This is a genomic window from Candidatus Omnitrophota bacterium, from assembly GCA_041648975.1.
In the GTDB taxonomy this organism is placed as follows: domain Bacteria; phylum Omnitrophota; class Gorgyraeia; order 2-01-FULL-45-10; family 2-01-FULL-45-10; genus JAQUSE01.
The window spans coordinates 26,065-40,547 of sequence record JBAZNZ010000011.1; the positions used below are offsets into that span (position 1 = coordinate 26,065).

The window sequence follows — 14,483 nt, forward strand, 5'->3', positions numbered from 1 at the left end:
GTTAATCTTTCCCTTTGACTTTGAGAGGCATCGCGCCGGCCAACTCGCCGATCACATTGACGAGCTCGCTGTTAGACGGGACGACGATCTTGGCGTTGTCCTTCAACGCCGCCTCTACGGCCTCTAACTTCCGCAGGAGCTGCGCGTTCCCGATGAAATATTTATCCGCCGCTTCATTGACGAGCGCGATCGCCTCGGCCTCGCCCTGGGCCGTGAGAATCTTCGCCTGCTTTATACCTTCGGCCTTCTTGATCTCGGCGCGCCTGGCTCCGTCGGCCACCGTCTCCGTAGCCGTGGCGAAATCGACGGCGGCGATCTTCTCGTTCTCAGCCTTGACGACTTTATTCATCGTCTCCTGGACGTCCTTTGGCGGATCTATCTCTTTAAGCTCCGTCCTGACGATGTCGATGCCCCAGCTCGCCGTCTCTTCGCAGAGCGTCTTGTGGAGCTCGGCGTTGATCTTTCCCCGTTCGCTATTCGCGGACTTCAACGTCAATGTCCCTATGATGTTCCTGAGTGTAGTACGGGCCAGGTTCACGATCTGATACCTGTAATTGTTTACATTATACTGGCAGTTCTTTACGTTCTCCTCGTCCGCCTTGACGCGGAAATACACCTGAGCGTCGACCCTTGCGTTCAGGTTATCGTTGGTGATTATCTCCTGCGGTTCGGCGTCGACCATCTGTTCGGTGACATTTACCTGGTACATATTATCGATGATGGGGATTATCCAGTGGAATCCCGCCCCGGCAAAGGCGTGATATTTACCGAGCCGTTCTACAAGCCCTCTGTGCGTCGGCCGCACGATCCTTATTCCCGCGAAGAATAATATAATAGCCGCCAATGATAATGTGAACATTATGATCATAACTCCTCCTCTATATTTAAATACCGAGCAAAGCGCTTGAGCCATGTTTAGTTTACTACGCTGCGGATAATATTTAAAGAGAAATAATATTTTTCCAATCTTTTTGGATATTATAGGTGGGATGCATTTTGAACTTCAATCGCGCGGATTCGATACTATCACCGACCAGGCCGGCGAGGGAATAGTCTCCGAACCCTTCCTGCCCCAGGTAATAAAGATACCCTATCTCTTCAGGCTGAAGGCCCATCAATCTGGCTCCGATGCCGTCGGCCTTCAGGGGATCCGTCGAACAGACAGCGGCATTCAGGTCCACCGGAAAACCGTCCACCGGGCCGTTCCCGTCCATACAGCGAAAGCCGTCCAGCACCACAAGATCCGGCCATGTATGGCGCGCGAGTTCAGCCACATTGCGATGGATAACCTTTGTCGCTTTCAGGTATGTAATGGATTTCTTAAATATCAAATTTACTAAACCGGGCGCCCTCCGCCTCATCCATGCTATGTAAGAGGTCGGTATATAGGTGAATATCGTCCTGGAGTCGGGGGCGCTTGGCGTGCGCAACCCGTGAAGGATGGACTTGTCTTCCTGCTTTATCATGCCGGCCATATTCTTGATGCCGAATGTGGCGATGGCGTAATTATGGGTCTTAGGGACGGCTATGGATATACGATGATCGAAATCGTAAAAATGTTTTATCACCCTTATCTTCTCGCCCCCGGCGATGGATCTTACATGAAGTTCGGTAAAATCGGAAAAGTCCTCTATGCACTCCAGCTTGACGTTCCTGTATTTTTTTATAAGCTCATAATACCCGAATTTGCGGAAGACGTCTCTTGTAGCCGTTTTCTCATAGTAAGCGCTGCCGCTGCCTTCCAGTATGGTAAACCGGCTGCCGCTTAATTCACTGAAATTATCGAGCAAAAAATCTATTACAGCCTCTACGGCCTTTACGTCGGTATTTGCAAGCTCATTTTGGGTGGCTGTCAGGTTGGGTTTAATAAGGATATTCTTTTTATTTCTTACGCCCTCAAGGTCGGGCCTTATCAGGCCAAGCGCCTTTATGATATTATCATACCTGTTGCCGCCTTTTACCAGAGAGACCTTCTTAAGATCGCCTTCCATTTTATTGACTTCCTATTCTGATCGATCCCGCGCTTAAAGTTCCAGGGGACGCGTCATCTTGTGACGCGTCCCCTGGAATCCTATTACCTATTATCGGTTTTCACGGAATATATTACAGCGTAAATACGGTCTTTTCTATCTTCTGCTTGGAAAACGCCGCCTTGACCTTATCCACCGAGCCCTGCAGCGCGGTCAGGATCTTCGTGACCTCTTCGGGGGTATATTCGTAACTGGAACCGGCGAGATTCGCTATAAGCTCGACCTTGGATATAGCGTTTACCACCCTCTTTGACGCAAGCCGTTTAAATTTGTCGCTTTTGCTTTCACCTGCCACATCTTTTTCTTCACTCTCCGACATACTTCTCCTCCTTTCATTATTTTGTATCTAGTATACCATAAATTTAGCGTAATTACCCGTAAACATTGAGGGGCAATCAGGCATTTTTTATGAATATGCGTTTCAGGGAGTTGCCGAGCCTCTTCTTTTTCATTTCTCTTGCTACTACACTTTTTATCAAACGCGGACCTACGGATAAAAACATGATGATCTCATTAAAAGTGAAGAATCTCACTATCAGCAGTTTCCTCAATATTTTTAAGACCTGAAGCGGCGTATAGAATGAAAATTTGATCTGCCTTCCTATTTTTTTTAAAGACGCATGGCTAAAAGTATCTGAATACAATTCGCCTTTTTCGGTAACGTGATAACCCGGCGTATTTTCTGCGACCTTTCTGAGCGGAGAGAACTTCTCTATGCGCAACTTCTGGAACGTGATAGAATCAAGGCTTATCTCCTTTGAGAACCTCGCTATATACAACATCTCTTCCTTAGTCTCCTCTATGTTGCCGTAAATAAAGTAGCCGTGATAGTATATGGGGTATTTTTTCAATACGGCAAAGCATCTTCTTATTTCGGATGAGTCAAAACCTTTATTAAGCTCAGTCAATATATGGTCGTGCGGGGATTCTATGCCTATGAACAGCATCTTGAAACCCGCCTTCACCATCTTCTCCAATAACCCGGGATGCTTGGATATTTCGATACGGGCCTGCGCCATAAAACGTTTTTTTATCTTGCGCGCTATTATCAGGTCGCAAATATCTTCCGACCTTTTTATATCCGTAAAAAAGTTATCGTCGTTGAACAGGATGGTGCCGGCGCGTATCTCTCCTATCTCATTCACGACGGATTCAACACTGCGCGCCGCGTAATCTCTTTTTTGGCCAAGTGGATTCAGATTGAATGTGCAGAACTTGCAGTTAAAAGGGCAGCCTCTCGCGCTTAAGACCGAGTCGAACGTAAAACCTTCCATGCCGATCCCGTTTATTCTCATGTAATATTTATTCCGCCGCAATCGGCGGTCCGGCGAGCCTATGATATCGACATCGGGTAACGGCCTGTTCGCGTTATGGACTATCCCCTGATTTCCCCTGTAGGAGATGCCCAAAATATCTTCACGCGGTGTACCTTTTAATATCTCTTTTATAGTCTCTTCACCCTCACCCCTGACAATTATATCTATTTTTGGACAGGCTCGAAAAAGTTCCTCGACCTCTACCGTGGCTTTATACCCTCCTACTATCAGCGGTATATTATCCGGCAGCGTATTCAACAGGCCGCAGATCTCTTCATACTGGCGATCCCAACCGACGCTGACACATACGATATCGATCTCCTTGCGTATAAAATCGATCAGATTACCGGTATCGCACAGGTCCGTTTCGTATCGCAGGTCGAGAAGAGTTATTTTATCGGCAAGGCCCTCGGCGCTGGAGGCCACATATTCAAGGCCTGTTGGCGGAAATAGCCCCATTATGCTTGTCGCCGTGTTCTCGATATATGGATTCAGGAACAGGGCGTGTTTATATTTCATCGCTGAATTTCCGTTTCACGGCGTCATACTCTTTCATCGTCGTATCGAGTCGAGAATAACAGGAGTCGATCTTATCCGCCAGTTCTTTCAATTCTCTCGAGAGTTCGCTTCTCCGGATGGCTCCGAGGCCGCCTAGTTTAGAAGATTTCGCGAGCTCCTCATTCACGGAAGCCATCCTTGCCTCGGAAGATACTATCTCATCCTCCAGGCTCTTGATCTTCGCCTCGAGAGGCTTTAAAACCTTCGACTTCATAGCGATAAACTCAGCGCGGGCCTTGCGAGACATCTTACTATCATGCCCTTTCGGTGCGCGTTCCGGCGGGCTTTTCGGCCCGGTCGATCCTGACAGCCGCTGTTTGGTTTCCGTCGCGCCGGCCCGGCCGGATGGGGCTTGAGGCTGGACAGGCTTAGATTCCGGATAGCTTTCAGCCTTTGCGGCGGGCGAACCTTCGTCGTCCTCCCATCCGATCCTGTCCAGGAACTCCCGGTAATTACCCGGATACAGGAATGCCCTGTCGTTCTTGAAGACGATCAGCTTCGTCGCCACTTCGTTCAGGAAATGCTCGTCGTGCGCCACTACAAGCGCCGCTCCCTCGAAATCCCGCACGGCATCCATCATCGCCTGGCAGGATTCGATGTCAAGATGGTGCGTGGGCTCATCCAGGAAAAGGATGTTTGAAGGCGCCGCGAGTATCTTTCCCAACAGAACCCGGCTGCGCTCGCCGCCGGAGAGGACCTTTACCTTCTTCTCGGCGTCGTCTCCGGAAAACATCATCGCTCCGCATATCCCGCGCACGCGCGATTTATCTATAAATGCCCTGCCGAGGCATATCTCCTCTTCCACGGTAAGGCCGTCGTTAAGGTCGGCTGTATTGGCCTGCTCGTAATAAGCCGGGAGCGCCGCGGTGTGCGTCTTAACGCTGCCACCTACGGGCTTAAGCCGTCCGGAGAGCAATTTTAAGAGCGTCGTCTTGCCTTTGCCGTTCTTTCCCACGATGCCGATCTTGTCATGCCTGCTCACGATAAAGTTCAGGCCGTTTATGAGGTACGGTTCCTTGCCGTCGTATGAAAACGCAAGGTCATTCACATCCATAACCTGCCCGGCGCGGAACGGCTCATAATTGAATGAGAACGACAACGTGCGGATCTCTTCGAGCTTCTCCAGTTTTTCCATCTTTTCAAGCTTCTTGATGTTCGACTGGACGGTCCTGGCGTGGCTCGCCTTCGAGCGGAACGTGTTCACATACTCCATGATCTGCTTGCGCTTCTTCTCGTCCTCCAGGCGCCTCTTCTCGTGCACCTCTTCGTCCTTATGAAGCTGCGCGTAATACTTCGCAGTCGACCCTTTCATCTTCCTCACCATGCCGCGATGGATACCCACTATATGCGTCGACACGCTATCGACCAGGTCCCTGTCGTGGCTTATCACGATGAGTTCGCCTTTCCACGACCGCAGGAACTTCTCGAGCCACCTGATCGAGACTATATCCAGGAAGTTCGTAGGTTCGTCGAGGAGGAGCATGCCGGGTTCGGAGACGAGGGCCTTGGTGAGGGCGATGCGCATCTGGAACCCTCCGGAGAATTCCGACGGGCTATGATTGAGATCCTCTTCGCGGAAGCCCAGCCCTGAGAGTATCTTCTCCGCTTTCCATTCGGACCCGATCTCTTCAGGGCCCAATCCGACGCAGCCTTCTTCCAGCACGGTAGGCTTTGTGAACTTAAGGTGCTGGCCGAGATATCCTATGGAGTAATTCCTGGGCTTAAAGACCTTGCCCTCGTTGGGCTCCTCTTCGCCGGTGATTATCCTGAAAAGCGTGGTCTTCCCCTGTCCGTTGCGGCCCACGAGCCCGATCTTCTCGCCCGCAAGGACATCGAAACTCACGTCGGAGAAGAGCACGCGTGTGCCGTACCGCTTACTGATATTCTTTACTGCTATCATCTTTTTCCCCGGTAACGAACTGCTTCATAGAGGCATATAGCGGAGGCGCTGGCGACATTCAGCGAATCGATCGTCTTTGAGATAGGGATGCGGACCTCGGCGTCGGCGATATTCAATACCTGGCGCGATACTCCTTTATCCTCGTTGCCGAAGACAAAACAGATATTGCCGGAGAGCCCGGCCTTGGCGATATCGTCCGTGCCTTTGTCGGGAGTGGCGGCGATTATACGTATATCAAATTTTTTCTTAAGCCTGACAAGGCTTGAAGCCAGGCCGCGTTCATAGCAGACCGGCAGCCTGAAGATAGCGCCCATCGAGACGCGAACGGCTTTCCGGTAATACGGATCGTATGTCTCGTTATCGACTATAAGCGCCTGGACCCCGAACGCGGCCGCGTTACGCGCTATGAGCCCGACATTCTGCGGGTCATTTACGGCATTCAGCGCGACGAGGAATAACGGGCGCCTGAGAGTTTCCACCGTATTGGCGACTGTAAGTTTTTTGGGGCAATACCCAATGGCCATGATACCCTTATGAAAACGAAAACCTATGATCTCCTCTATCAACTTATCGGCCGCAACGTAAGTAGCGGCTCCTTTCGAAGCCATCATAGCAAGGAGTCCCTTGTATCTGGGGACCGTTCCTCTGGCCGTAAGGCATGACGCTATCCGGCATCCGCTCTGGACCATGCTGTTAACTACCTTCTCCCCTTCAGCTATAAAGATACCTTCCTTTTCCAGCTGTTTTCCCTTAAGAGAGCGGTATGACGCCAGGCGCGGATCATCCGCGTCCTGTATAGAGATAAAAGTCGACCTTGGTTTAGCTGTCATTTTCCGGTGCTTCCTTTCCGTTGCATTTTATATATTATACTTCCAAACAGCATATATGTAAAGTCATCATAACTTGTTCAAGTCTTAATCACTTTACTTATGGTCTGTTTTGGTATAAGATTTATTATATGGAAGTGAAAAATTGTTATAATTGCGGATCTTCTGACCACCTATTTTACGCTGAGGAGAATGGCTTTAACCTGGTGAAATGCGCCGGATGCGGCTTATTATTCGTAAAGAACCGTCCGGATGACGATCAAATATCCCAGGCGCATAAACAGGGCAAACATGGCGGCGTAAACACATTTGACATGACCGGCAATTTTGATAATAGCAAAATATCAAAATATTTAAATATTCTTGACGACATGTTTAAGGGGAATCTGGGAAATAAAACAACGTGGCTTGACATCGGTTGCGGACACGGCGAGTTCATAATGGCTGTTCAAAAATACAGCTATGGAAAAATTACCGCTACAGGGACGGAGCCGAATATCAAAAAACAGGGGTCAGCGCGCAGGAGAGGCTTGAACGTCGGCTATTTCGATATAGACTCCCATAGCGAAAAGTACGATGTCGTATCAATGTTGAATGTATATTCACATCTTCCCAACCCTCCTTCATTTATCAGGTCTGCGCGAAAATTATTGAAAAAGGGCGGCGAGCTTATTTTAGAGACAGGAGATACCGCAAATTTTTCCGCGGCGGATCACTATAAGCCTTTCTTTCTGCCGGATCACTTGAGCTTCGCATCCGAAAAGATCGTTGTGAATATACTGGAGCGCATGGATTTTGAGATCTTAAGCGTACAGAAATACCCCCTCATAGGATGCGGTTTAGGCACTATTGCCAAAGAACTTATTAAAGCCCTGCTGCCCAAACATAAGTCCCGGATATGGTCGTGTTTCAGGCAAAAAATGTATTCAAAAGCAGACATGTTTATACGGAGCGGATTAAAGGATTAGAAATCGCGTTTTTATCTTTCGCGGATAAAAAGTCCGTCCACCTGAAGAAGCTCTGCAGTATCGGGATGGCGCAATTCCGACAAATGGCCGCGATAGACAAAACCTCTTTTGCATCCATACCGCAAATACGCCTTGAATGCGCAGTGTATTGAAAGTACCATCAGTAATTGTTCAAGCCTTCTACAGAATTGATTTCAAATATCCGCCATCACAACCATTTGGAAATTATATTTTTTGCGCTTTTCCGGGCAGAATAAAAAAATCGTTGTAATTTATAAAACGCCCTCGTCGTTACGTTCGGCATCGTCCTCTTCATATGCTCTTCCACTATTTTTACTACACACGGATCTTCTTCCGGTTTTACCTTTTCTACTACGATAGGACGGTCAGACATATTTACACTATATAACTTTGCATAAGGTGTCACATTATGACTAGAGTCCGGGGCAATCCCTATATGATCGACAAGGGACCTGCCGGGGAAAAGATTCAAGCTATTTCTCAGATATGAGGACGCATACCAGCGGGCAGCCCACGCATCGCTCAGGCCCGTAGACTGCTTTTTAAGCGTGCGCATGAATGGGTACATTCCATTCATGTCAAATGCTTTGCCGCATTTCAATTCTTCCAATTTACGCAAAAGCTTTTTCCCATCCTTCTCGAAAAAACCCCAGGCTCTCTTCCATGTCGCCCATCCATAAGAGGAAAACATTTTTAAAAAAAAGGTTTCCGGAATTTTTCCAGTTACTCCGAAAAAGTGACCGCATACACTGCTTACCCTGTCTTCATTGCTGTATAGCTCCAAGGCTTCGTTCATAAATTTCAAAAAATACGGAGACAGGTCCAGGTCGTCTTCCAAAACAATTACCCTATCGCGCATATTTACGATTTCGGTAACCCCGCTGATTATCGATTCGGCCAATCCAAGATTAGTGTCCTTTTCGATAATTTCTATTTTTTTAAATCCGTCCACTTTTCGTAAAAATTCCCTCATTTCAGATACGCGTTTTTCATCATAATTGGATTTTGGACCATCTGAAAATACAAAAAGATCGCTCTCGCCAGCCAAAAGGTTTTTTTGTAAAGCCTCGATGGTCCTCTTGGCAAAGAAAACTCGGTTATAAACAAATAATGCTATGGGTGCAAGCCTCATTTTTTAACACCTGCGATAACCAGAAGACGGTTAAATACATTACGGAAATATCTTACGAATATGATCAACAGGTCACGGGTAAAAGACACAACCCAGAATCTTGAATGTTTTCTATTGAAAATATAACGGGTCCGGATATTAAACGGATTTTTTATTGCGAAAATCCATTTTGCATACTCGATGGGATTGATTATATATAAACGCATCTTTTCTTCCTTGCTTTCGTTCGCATAGACAACCGATTTAGCGCACACTATCAGATCGAAACCGGCCTTTTTGGCGTTAATGCTGAAATCTTCGTCTGCCGCCGATTGAGGCAACGCTTCATCAAAAAAACCTATTTTTTCGAACACAGGGACAGGTATGAGCATTCCCCTCCCTACTAACATATCCATCTTGATAGCTTCCTGCCCTTCAGGCAACTTACACCCCTTGTTTTTCATAACAGGAAAAGTAATGTTTCCTGATTTTATATCTATGGCAAGCGCGCCGATTAAAAGACCCGGATTATTTCCGGCGCATTTCACGATATTCGCCAGAAAATCATCCCTGATCTCGACATCATCATTTAACGTCAATATGAAGTCTTCTTTTTTGCACCCCGGCAGCACACTCTTTATCCCTAAATTGACAGATTTTGTCCACCATAGATTTCCATCCCCGCTCAGCAAGACAACGTCGGGGAATTCGTTCCTTACCATATCGCCTGTGCCGTCGCTGGAACCATCGTTAATTACAACGCATTTAAAATCTGTGAACGTCTGTCTCTTTAAACAGGCAAGGCAGTTTCGAGTTAGCTCTCTTCGATTATGTACCGGAATTATAATATGAATCATAATAATGTACTCTTTGTCTCATTATTTTGCAAACATACAAAAGCTAATCCCAATATAGCAAAAACAAATTCCGGTAACTCATAGGAAAGGGACCAAAGAAAAGCGCTGGACAAAAAAGAGAATAATGCAATATTTTCCAAAGAATATTGTTGTAATTTCAAAAACCTAACCACATAATACACAAACGAACCAAAGATAAGCCATAGACCAAATATTCCATTATATAGTAAAGCCGTTAAGTACCCGCTATGGAAATGATGGCCGGTTAGTTTACCTGGGATAAAGTCATATAGTGGTGGTAACTCAAATCCTTTGAAACGCATGCCGAATAAAGAATTTTTTGCAATAAACGGCATATAGTATTTATATTGTTCATAGCGCCAGGCGCCTGTTCCTTTTTCTTTAAATTCAGATATCTCCTTAAACCTCATGTTCAAAAACTCCATAATCTTATCATATTTTTCTCCTCCAAAAATTACAGCATGCGACAATATGACTAATATTATAAGAATTGCGAAAAAAGAGAGTCGAATATGCTTGTTTTTCAAATCTACATTCTTACACCTCAGCAATAAAATGCTGAATATAGATAATGACCAAATACTGCATATCCATACAGTCCTGTGTTGTTCTATAAGGATTATGAAAAAATTAGTTATGATAAAAGCAATATTAATCTTTCTCCCGTTTTGAAAATAACTAATTATTAAAAGAAGATTAGCCAGAAGTAATAAATATACATAATGAGCGGCTGTGGCCCTTTTAACCTCGAAAATATTGGATAAATAAGTCGTCTTACTAAGTATAATAATATATACAATGCCACATGCCGAATAGCACAATCTTCTTATGAATCGCATTACGTCACGTTGATCCGAAAACAAGCCATAAAAAGCAAAAGTATATAATATATAACTCAAAAATAAAATAATATGCGGATATAACATAATTTTACCGTATCGCAAAATAGATTCCGTGGATAAAAACATATAGCAAATCAACAAAAATATAAAATTTATCTTAAAATACCTAACATTCATTTTATTTGTTACAAAATAAAACAGCGATACTAGAAAACAAAACAATATCCCATAGTCTTCTAACATGCCGAATAACTTTCTTTCGGGATCAAGCAAATCCGTTGAGAATATGAGACACAACAGATAAGCCAGGATTAGAAAGCTAATTATTTTTTTTTCCATTACACATATCCAGTTTAATTATTACATTTATCCCGACTTTTCAATATCTATTGACCGCTATAAATGCAGTGACATTTCGCTGAATACCATAATATTATTAATATACCAATAAAAAATATCCGGTATGCTTGATAGTTTTTTTCTTAATTTATCCGTACGATTTTTGTCGAATTCAAAATTGTATTTTTTGAATCTCTCAATCCACCATACATAAGGCTTTTCATTACAGTGGTCTGTGCCTCCTTGACCTACGGGTGCGGCTCCAAATAGGATGGTAGAACTTGACATAATCAAATTGTTAATAAGCATATCAGAATATTTTTCTTCTATATGCTCTCCCACTTCTAAGCACATACATAAATCATATTTATGCGTAACGGTATACTTTCTCCTTATGTCGAATAATACAAAATTTTTAACATTTATTCTGGAATATTTTCTATTGGCTTCGCTACCGTCAATTCCTAAGATTTCTATTCCTTTTCTTTCAAAATATTCCAATATGGTTGCTGTGCCGCACCCAAAGTCAACAACTGATTGCGGATGAAATTCAATATCAATAATTTCGCCCATTTTGTTGGCGAATTTTAAACCCTGAAGATTTTCAATAGCAAAAGGTTCATTATAAATAAAGTTAATATCTTTTTTAAAAATTTTTAATATTTTAATACGCGCTTTTTTTATAAAGCTCCTTAACCTCATACGACTTTCCTTTCATTTATACACAATACTAGTTTAACCCAAAACGATTTTTTATCCATTTTTATGCATGAAGATTTGTAACGTCATCACTTGCTTTAAAGTCTGAGTAATATAGCCCGCGCACCTTATTATTTTACATTCTAATAAAATAATGCGTTTTTCATCGTTACCCGATATGTACCCCAAGCGATATACCAAGTATTTAAGCATATAGTACATAACGTGGAGGATTTTTTTAATGGCTATTATCAGGCCAAACTTTACGCCTCTTTCATGCAAATCAATAATCGCTTCGGATATGCCTTCCTGATACAGTCTGTTCCTAAGCCAGTTTTTGTTTAGCCGTGAAAGATGAAGCTTATGATGGATTACCGCATCCGGTGAATAATAAATCATGCCTCCCTCTCGTCGTACTTTACAGCAAATATCAGTTTCATCTCTGGATAACAATAAATTATCCTTTCTGCCTATACTGGTATTGAACAGCCCTATTTTATCAAATATTTTCTTTTTAAACGACATATTTGCTCCAACAGGATAGCATTTATCCTTAAGCAATAAGTATTTATCTCCAAGATCAAATCTTCCCGTTACGAAATATGCTATTTCATCCGGCAGCCACTTGGGCATGTCGGTATACCCCAACGGCAGTATCTTGCCTCCAACAACATCAGCATCATATTCATCATAGGCTTTTAATAGATTTTTTAACCATTTTTTATCTGCCACAGCATCGTCATCAATAAAAGCCACTATATCCGCTTCGGAATATTTGAGTCCGGCATTCCTGGCAAACGAAAGTCCGATTTGATTCTCAATTATATGTTTTATTCTAGGAGCTTGAATGTGAAGATATTTGTCGACTAATTTTTTGGTATCATCCTGCGAGGCGTTATCGACTACTATAATCTCATATTTATCCTTATCAAAATCTTGGTCAGCAAGGCTCTTTAAAGAATTCTCTAGATCTTGATATCGGTCTTTAGTGCAAATGATTGCGGATATAAGAGGCTTAGGCATAGTTACTATTTTTTACCCCATTAGCATACGCTGCATAAGTCAAGTCTATTTTAATTAATAACTAATGTCCTTTTATGATCTTTTTAATTGCATTCTTAACATCCTCTATCGTAACTTGCGCAATACAATGTGATTCGGAGCTAACACAATCATATACACATGGGCTGAGCGGATGTCTCGGATTAACTATAACACAGCGAGTTTTCCAAGGCGCGAACCTAAATGGGGATTTTGCCGAGAATTTGTTTCCGGAATCCGACCAGGAGCTTATTTCTATTACCGGAATCTTCATTGCCGCTGCTATATGCATTACACCTGTATCGTTTCCAAGATAAAATCTGCAATATTTCAATAAACCCGCTGTTTGTCGAAGGGTCGTTTCACCCATTATATTTATTATTCTGTCTGAGAATTCCTTTTTAATATTATTTTCGATATAATCGCCTATTAATCGCTCATTTTTATTACCCAAAAGAACTATTTTAGACGCTGTTTCTTTTAAAAACCAATCGAGCATATCCAAATACCTTTCTTTTGGCCACATCCTAAGATTTTCTTGTGCAGCGGGGCCAATTCCTACGAAAAAACATTTTGCATCTATGTTAAATCGCCGTAACAACGACTGTGCAAAAGTCGAATCATCTTCTTTTAACCAGAGTTCTAAATTATCCCTTTCAATTTTTCCTCCGATAAACGTGATAACATCTAAATTGTGCTCAACCTCATGCTTAAGAGTTTTATCTGATATTACATGAGTAAAAAGAATATCATATCTTTTGTTCAATTCAATTTTTTCAGGCCTTACATTTTCAGAATACCCTACTCTTAACCTGGCTCCGCTAAAATATATTATAAATGAACTATTACGGTTATCAACATCCCAGCGAGGTAAGATCGATAAATCAAAACGTCTTTTCCAAAGATGAAAAATAGAAAATTTTAGAGCGCTGATGTGCCACATTAAGTATGCAAAGATACCGGGCTCTTTCCAATCATGTGTTAATATCTCATCAACATATGGGCAAAGTTTTACTAAATTAAGAGCTTCAGGCCTTACTATCAACGTAATCCGCGCATTAGGTAAATTTTTGCGCAGCTCTCTTAAAAAAGGTGTAGTTAATACTACATCGCCAATCCCGTCGAGGCGTACAACCAATACCCGTTTTAAATGAGGCATGTCGATCTTTTTTCTATTCCAACGCCTGCCAAGAATCCAAAAGACCGGCTCACCGATAAAGAAAATAAACAAAGGCAAGGGGAAGATAATCAATATCCGTCGGATAACGATTTTACAAAGAGTTATGACCTTGTTTGACATGCTCACAATCCGTTTTTTTCGCAACAATATGAAAACTCCAGTATTTATCCTTACTGGGATTATATTCTATTATTTCCATTCCATTTTTTTTCAAAAATTTATTTACAACTTCGGCAGTAGGAATCCATTTATGTCCATAACCAACCCACGGACCTCCCCTATTCCACATCTTCATTGATTTATGGGGTAGATATAGAAATAGAATTCCCTGTTGTTTGATTTTCTTAATCCATAGCTTTAAAGCAGCCTGCCATTTGTCAAGGTGTTCAAGGCAATGTGAACTAAAAACATAATCTAAACTGTTATCAGGAAAATTGTCTAATTTGTAAGCATTTTGATGCTCTTCGTTCAATATTGGGATTGCTCCCGGCAATGGCCACGCATCAGCGCCTATGTCAATCCCCTTGCCAATGCAATATTGTTTTGCTTTATCAACAATAAACGAACTCGCATTTCCTTTATTCAGGTATTCAGGATACAGATCTCCTTTGTACTTATAATACATATCTCCGTTTTTATAAATCTGTACTATCTCCCGGCTTCTTAGCGACACGATAAAATAATGCCAGTGTTTATGTAAATAAAGAATAATTAACCAAGGGTTTTTTATTGCTTTTAAAATTTTCGCTGGCATACTTCTACTCATCAATGAA

Annotated in this window: 14 protein-coding genes; 1 reads left to right on the plus strand and 13 read right to left on the minus strand. The window is 43.1% G+C overall.

Going from position 1 to position 14,483, the window contains the following annotated elements; genetic code table 11:
- Position 1: 1 nt before the first annotated feature.
- The 6 genes from WC592_04445 to WC592_04470 form a co-directional block, all read right to left on the minus strand.
- Positions 2-868: an SPFH domain-containing protein gene (locus WC592_04445; protein MFA4981701.1), complete on the minus strand. Its 867-nt coding sequence runs from the start codon at positions 866-868 to the stop codon at positions 2-4.
- A gap of 73 nt (positions 869-941) precedes the next feature.
- Positions 942-1,991 carry a DUF362 domain-containing protein gene (locus WC592_04450; GenBank protein MFA4981702.1) on the minus strand — a complete coding sequence of 350 codons (1,050 nt, stop codon included), beginning with the start codon at positions 1,989-1,991 and terminating at the stop codon, positions 942-944.
- 112 nt (positions 1,992-2,103) lie between these two features.
- Complete coding sequence (locus WC592_04455) at positions 2,104-2,349, minus strand: hypothetical protein (protein MFA4981703.1); 246 nt, start codon at positions 2,347-2,349, stop codon at positions 2,104-2,106.
- Between the two features lie 76 nt (positions 2,350-2,425).
- Complete coding sequence (locus WC592_04460; protein ID MFA4981704.1) at positions 2,426-3,865, minus strand: radical SAM protein; 1,440 nt, start codon at positions 3,863-3,865, stop codon at positions 2,426-2,428.
- A complete protein-coding gene (locus tag WC592_04465) occupies positions 3,855-5,804 on the minus strand; it encodes an ATP-binding cassette domain-containing protein (GenBank protein ID MFA4981705.1) in 1,950 nt (649 codons plus the stop codon). Before WC592_04465 ends, WC592_04460 begins: the two co-directional genes overlap by 11 nt.
- Entirely contained in the window at positions 5,801-6,634 is an 834-nt protein-coding gene (locus tag WC592_04470; GenBank protein MFA4981706.1) for an RNA methyltransferase, read from the minus strand. Before WC592_04470 ends, WC592_04465 begins: the two co-directional genes overlap by 4 nt.
- Positions 6,635-6,837: 203 nt before the next feature.
- Between WC592_04470 and WC592_04475 the strand changes: the two genes are divergently transcribed.
- Entirely contained in the window at positions 6,838-7,599 is a 762-nt protein-coding gene (locus WC592_04475) for a class I SAM-dependent methyltransferase (GenBank protein ID MFA4981707.1), read from the plus strand.
- A gap of 208 nt (positions 7,600-7,807) precedes the next feature.
- Here WC592_04475 and WC592_04480 read toward each other — a convergent pair whose 3' ends face one another.
- The 7 genes from WC592_04480 to WC592_04510 all read right to left on the minus strand — a co-directional run bounded on the left by WC592_04480 (position 7,808) and on the right by WC592_04510 (position 14,464).
- On the minus strand, positions 7,808-8,752 hold the full coding sequence (locus tag WC592_04480) for a glycosyltransferase family 2 protein (GenBank protein ID MFA4981708.1): 945 nt from the start codon (positions 8,750-8,752) through the stop codon (positions 7,808-7,810).
- Entirely contained in the window at positions 8,749-9,588 is an 840-nt protein-coding gene (locus tag WC592_04485) for a glycosyltransferase family 2 protein (GenBank protein ID MFA4981709.1), read from the minus strand. The genes WC592_04480 and WC592_04485 overlap by 4 nt, the downstream gene beginning before the upstream one ends.
- Positions 9,585-10,790 (minus strand): O-antigen ligase family protein, encoded by a 1,206-nt coding sequence (locus WC592_04490; GenBank protein MFA4981710.1) that lies wholly within the window; start codon positions 10,788-10,790, stop codon positions 9,585-9,587. Before WC592_04490 ends, WC592_04485 begins: the two co-directional genes overlap by 4 nt.
- A 57-nt stretch (positions 10,791-10,847) precedes the next feature.
- Positions 10,848-11,492 (minus strand): class I SAM-dependent methyltransferase, encoded by a 645-nt coding sequence (locus tag WC592_04495; GenBank protein ID MFA4981711.1) that lies wholly within the window; start codon positions 11,490-11,492, stop codon positions 10,848-10,850.
- Positions 11,493-11,543: 51 nt separating this feature from the next.
- Complete coding sequence (locus WC592_04500) at positions 11,544-12,512, minus strand: glycosyltransferase (GenBank protein MFA4981712.1); 969 nt, start codon at positions 12,510-12,512, stop codon at positions 11,544-11,546.
- Between the two features lie 61 nt (positions 12,513-12,573).
- On the minus strand, positions 12,574-13,830 hold the full coding sequence (locus tag WC592_04505; protein MFA4981713.1) for a glycosyltransferase family 9 protein: 1,257 nt from the start codon (positions 13,828-13,830) through the stop codon (positions 12,574-12,576).
- Complete coding sequence (locus tag WC592_04510) at positions 13,802-14,464, minus strand: methyltransferase domain-containing protein (protein ID MFA4981714.1); 663 nt, start codon at positions 14,462-14,464, stop codon at positions 13,802-13,804. The genes WC592_04505 and WC592_04510 overlap by 29 nt, the downstream gene beginning before the upstream one ends.
- Positions 14,465-14,483: the final 19 nt, after the last annotated feature.

Bases quoted from the DNA above. Each gene is read 5' to 3' on its own strand.
- WC592_04445 (MFA4981701.1), bottom strand. From the start codon at position 868: ATGATCATAATGTTCACATTATCATTGGCGGCTATTATATTATTCTTC.
- WC592_04450 (MFA4981702.1), bottom strand. From the start codon at position 1,991: ATGGAAGGCGATCTTAAGAAGGTCTCTCTGGTAAAAGGCGGCAACAGG.
- WC592_04455 (MFA4981703.1), bottom strand. From the start codon at position 2,349: ATGTCGGAGAGTGAAGAAAAAGATGTGGCAGGTGAAAGCAAAAGCGAC.
- WC592_04460 (MFA4981704.1), bottom strand. From the start codon at position 3,865: ATGAAATATAAACACGCCCTGTTCCTGAATCCATATATCGAGAACACG.
- WC592_04465 (MFA4981705.1), bottom strand. From the start codon at position 5,804: ATGATAGCAGTAAAGAATATCAGTAAGCGGTACGGCACACGCGTGCTC.
- WC592_04470 (MFA4981706.1), bottom strand. From the start codon at position 6,634: ATGACAGCTAAACCAAGGTCGACTTTTATCTCTATACAGGACGCGGAT.
- WC592_04480 (MFA4981708.1), bottom strand. From the start codon at position 8,752: ATGAGGCTTGCACCCATAGCATTATTTGTTTATAACCGAGTTTTCTTT.
- WC592_04485 (MFA4981709.1), bottom strand. From the start codon at position 9,588: ATGATTCATATTATAATTCCGGTACATAATCGAAGAGAGCTAACTCGA.
- WC592_04490 (MFA4981710.1), bottom strand. From the start codon at position 10,790: ATGGAAAAAAAAATAATTAGCTTTCTAATCCTGGCTTATCTGTTGTGT.
- WC592_04495 (MFA4981711.1), bottom strand. From the start codon at position 11,492: ATGAGGTTAAGGAGCTTTATAAAAAAAGCGCGTATTAAAATATTAAAA.
- WC592_04500 (MFA4981712.1), bottom strand. From the start codon at position 12,512: ATGCCTAAGCCTCTTATATCCGCAATCATTTGCACTAAAGACCGATAT.
- WC592_04505 (MFA4981713.1), bottom strand. From the start codon at position 13,830: ATGTCAAACAAGGTCATAACTCTTTGTAAAATCGTTATCCGACGGATA.
- WC592_04510 (MFA4981714.1), bottom strand. From the start codon at position 14,464: ATGCCAGCGAAAATTTTAAAAGCAATAAAAAACCCTTGGTTAATTATT.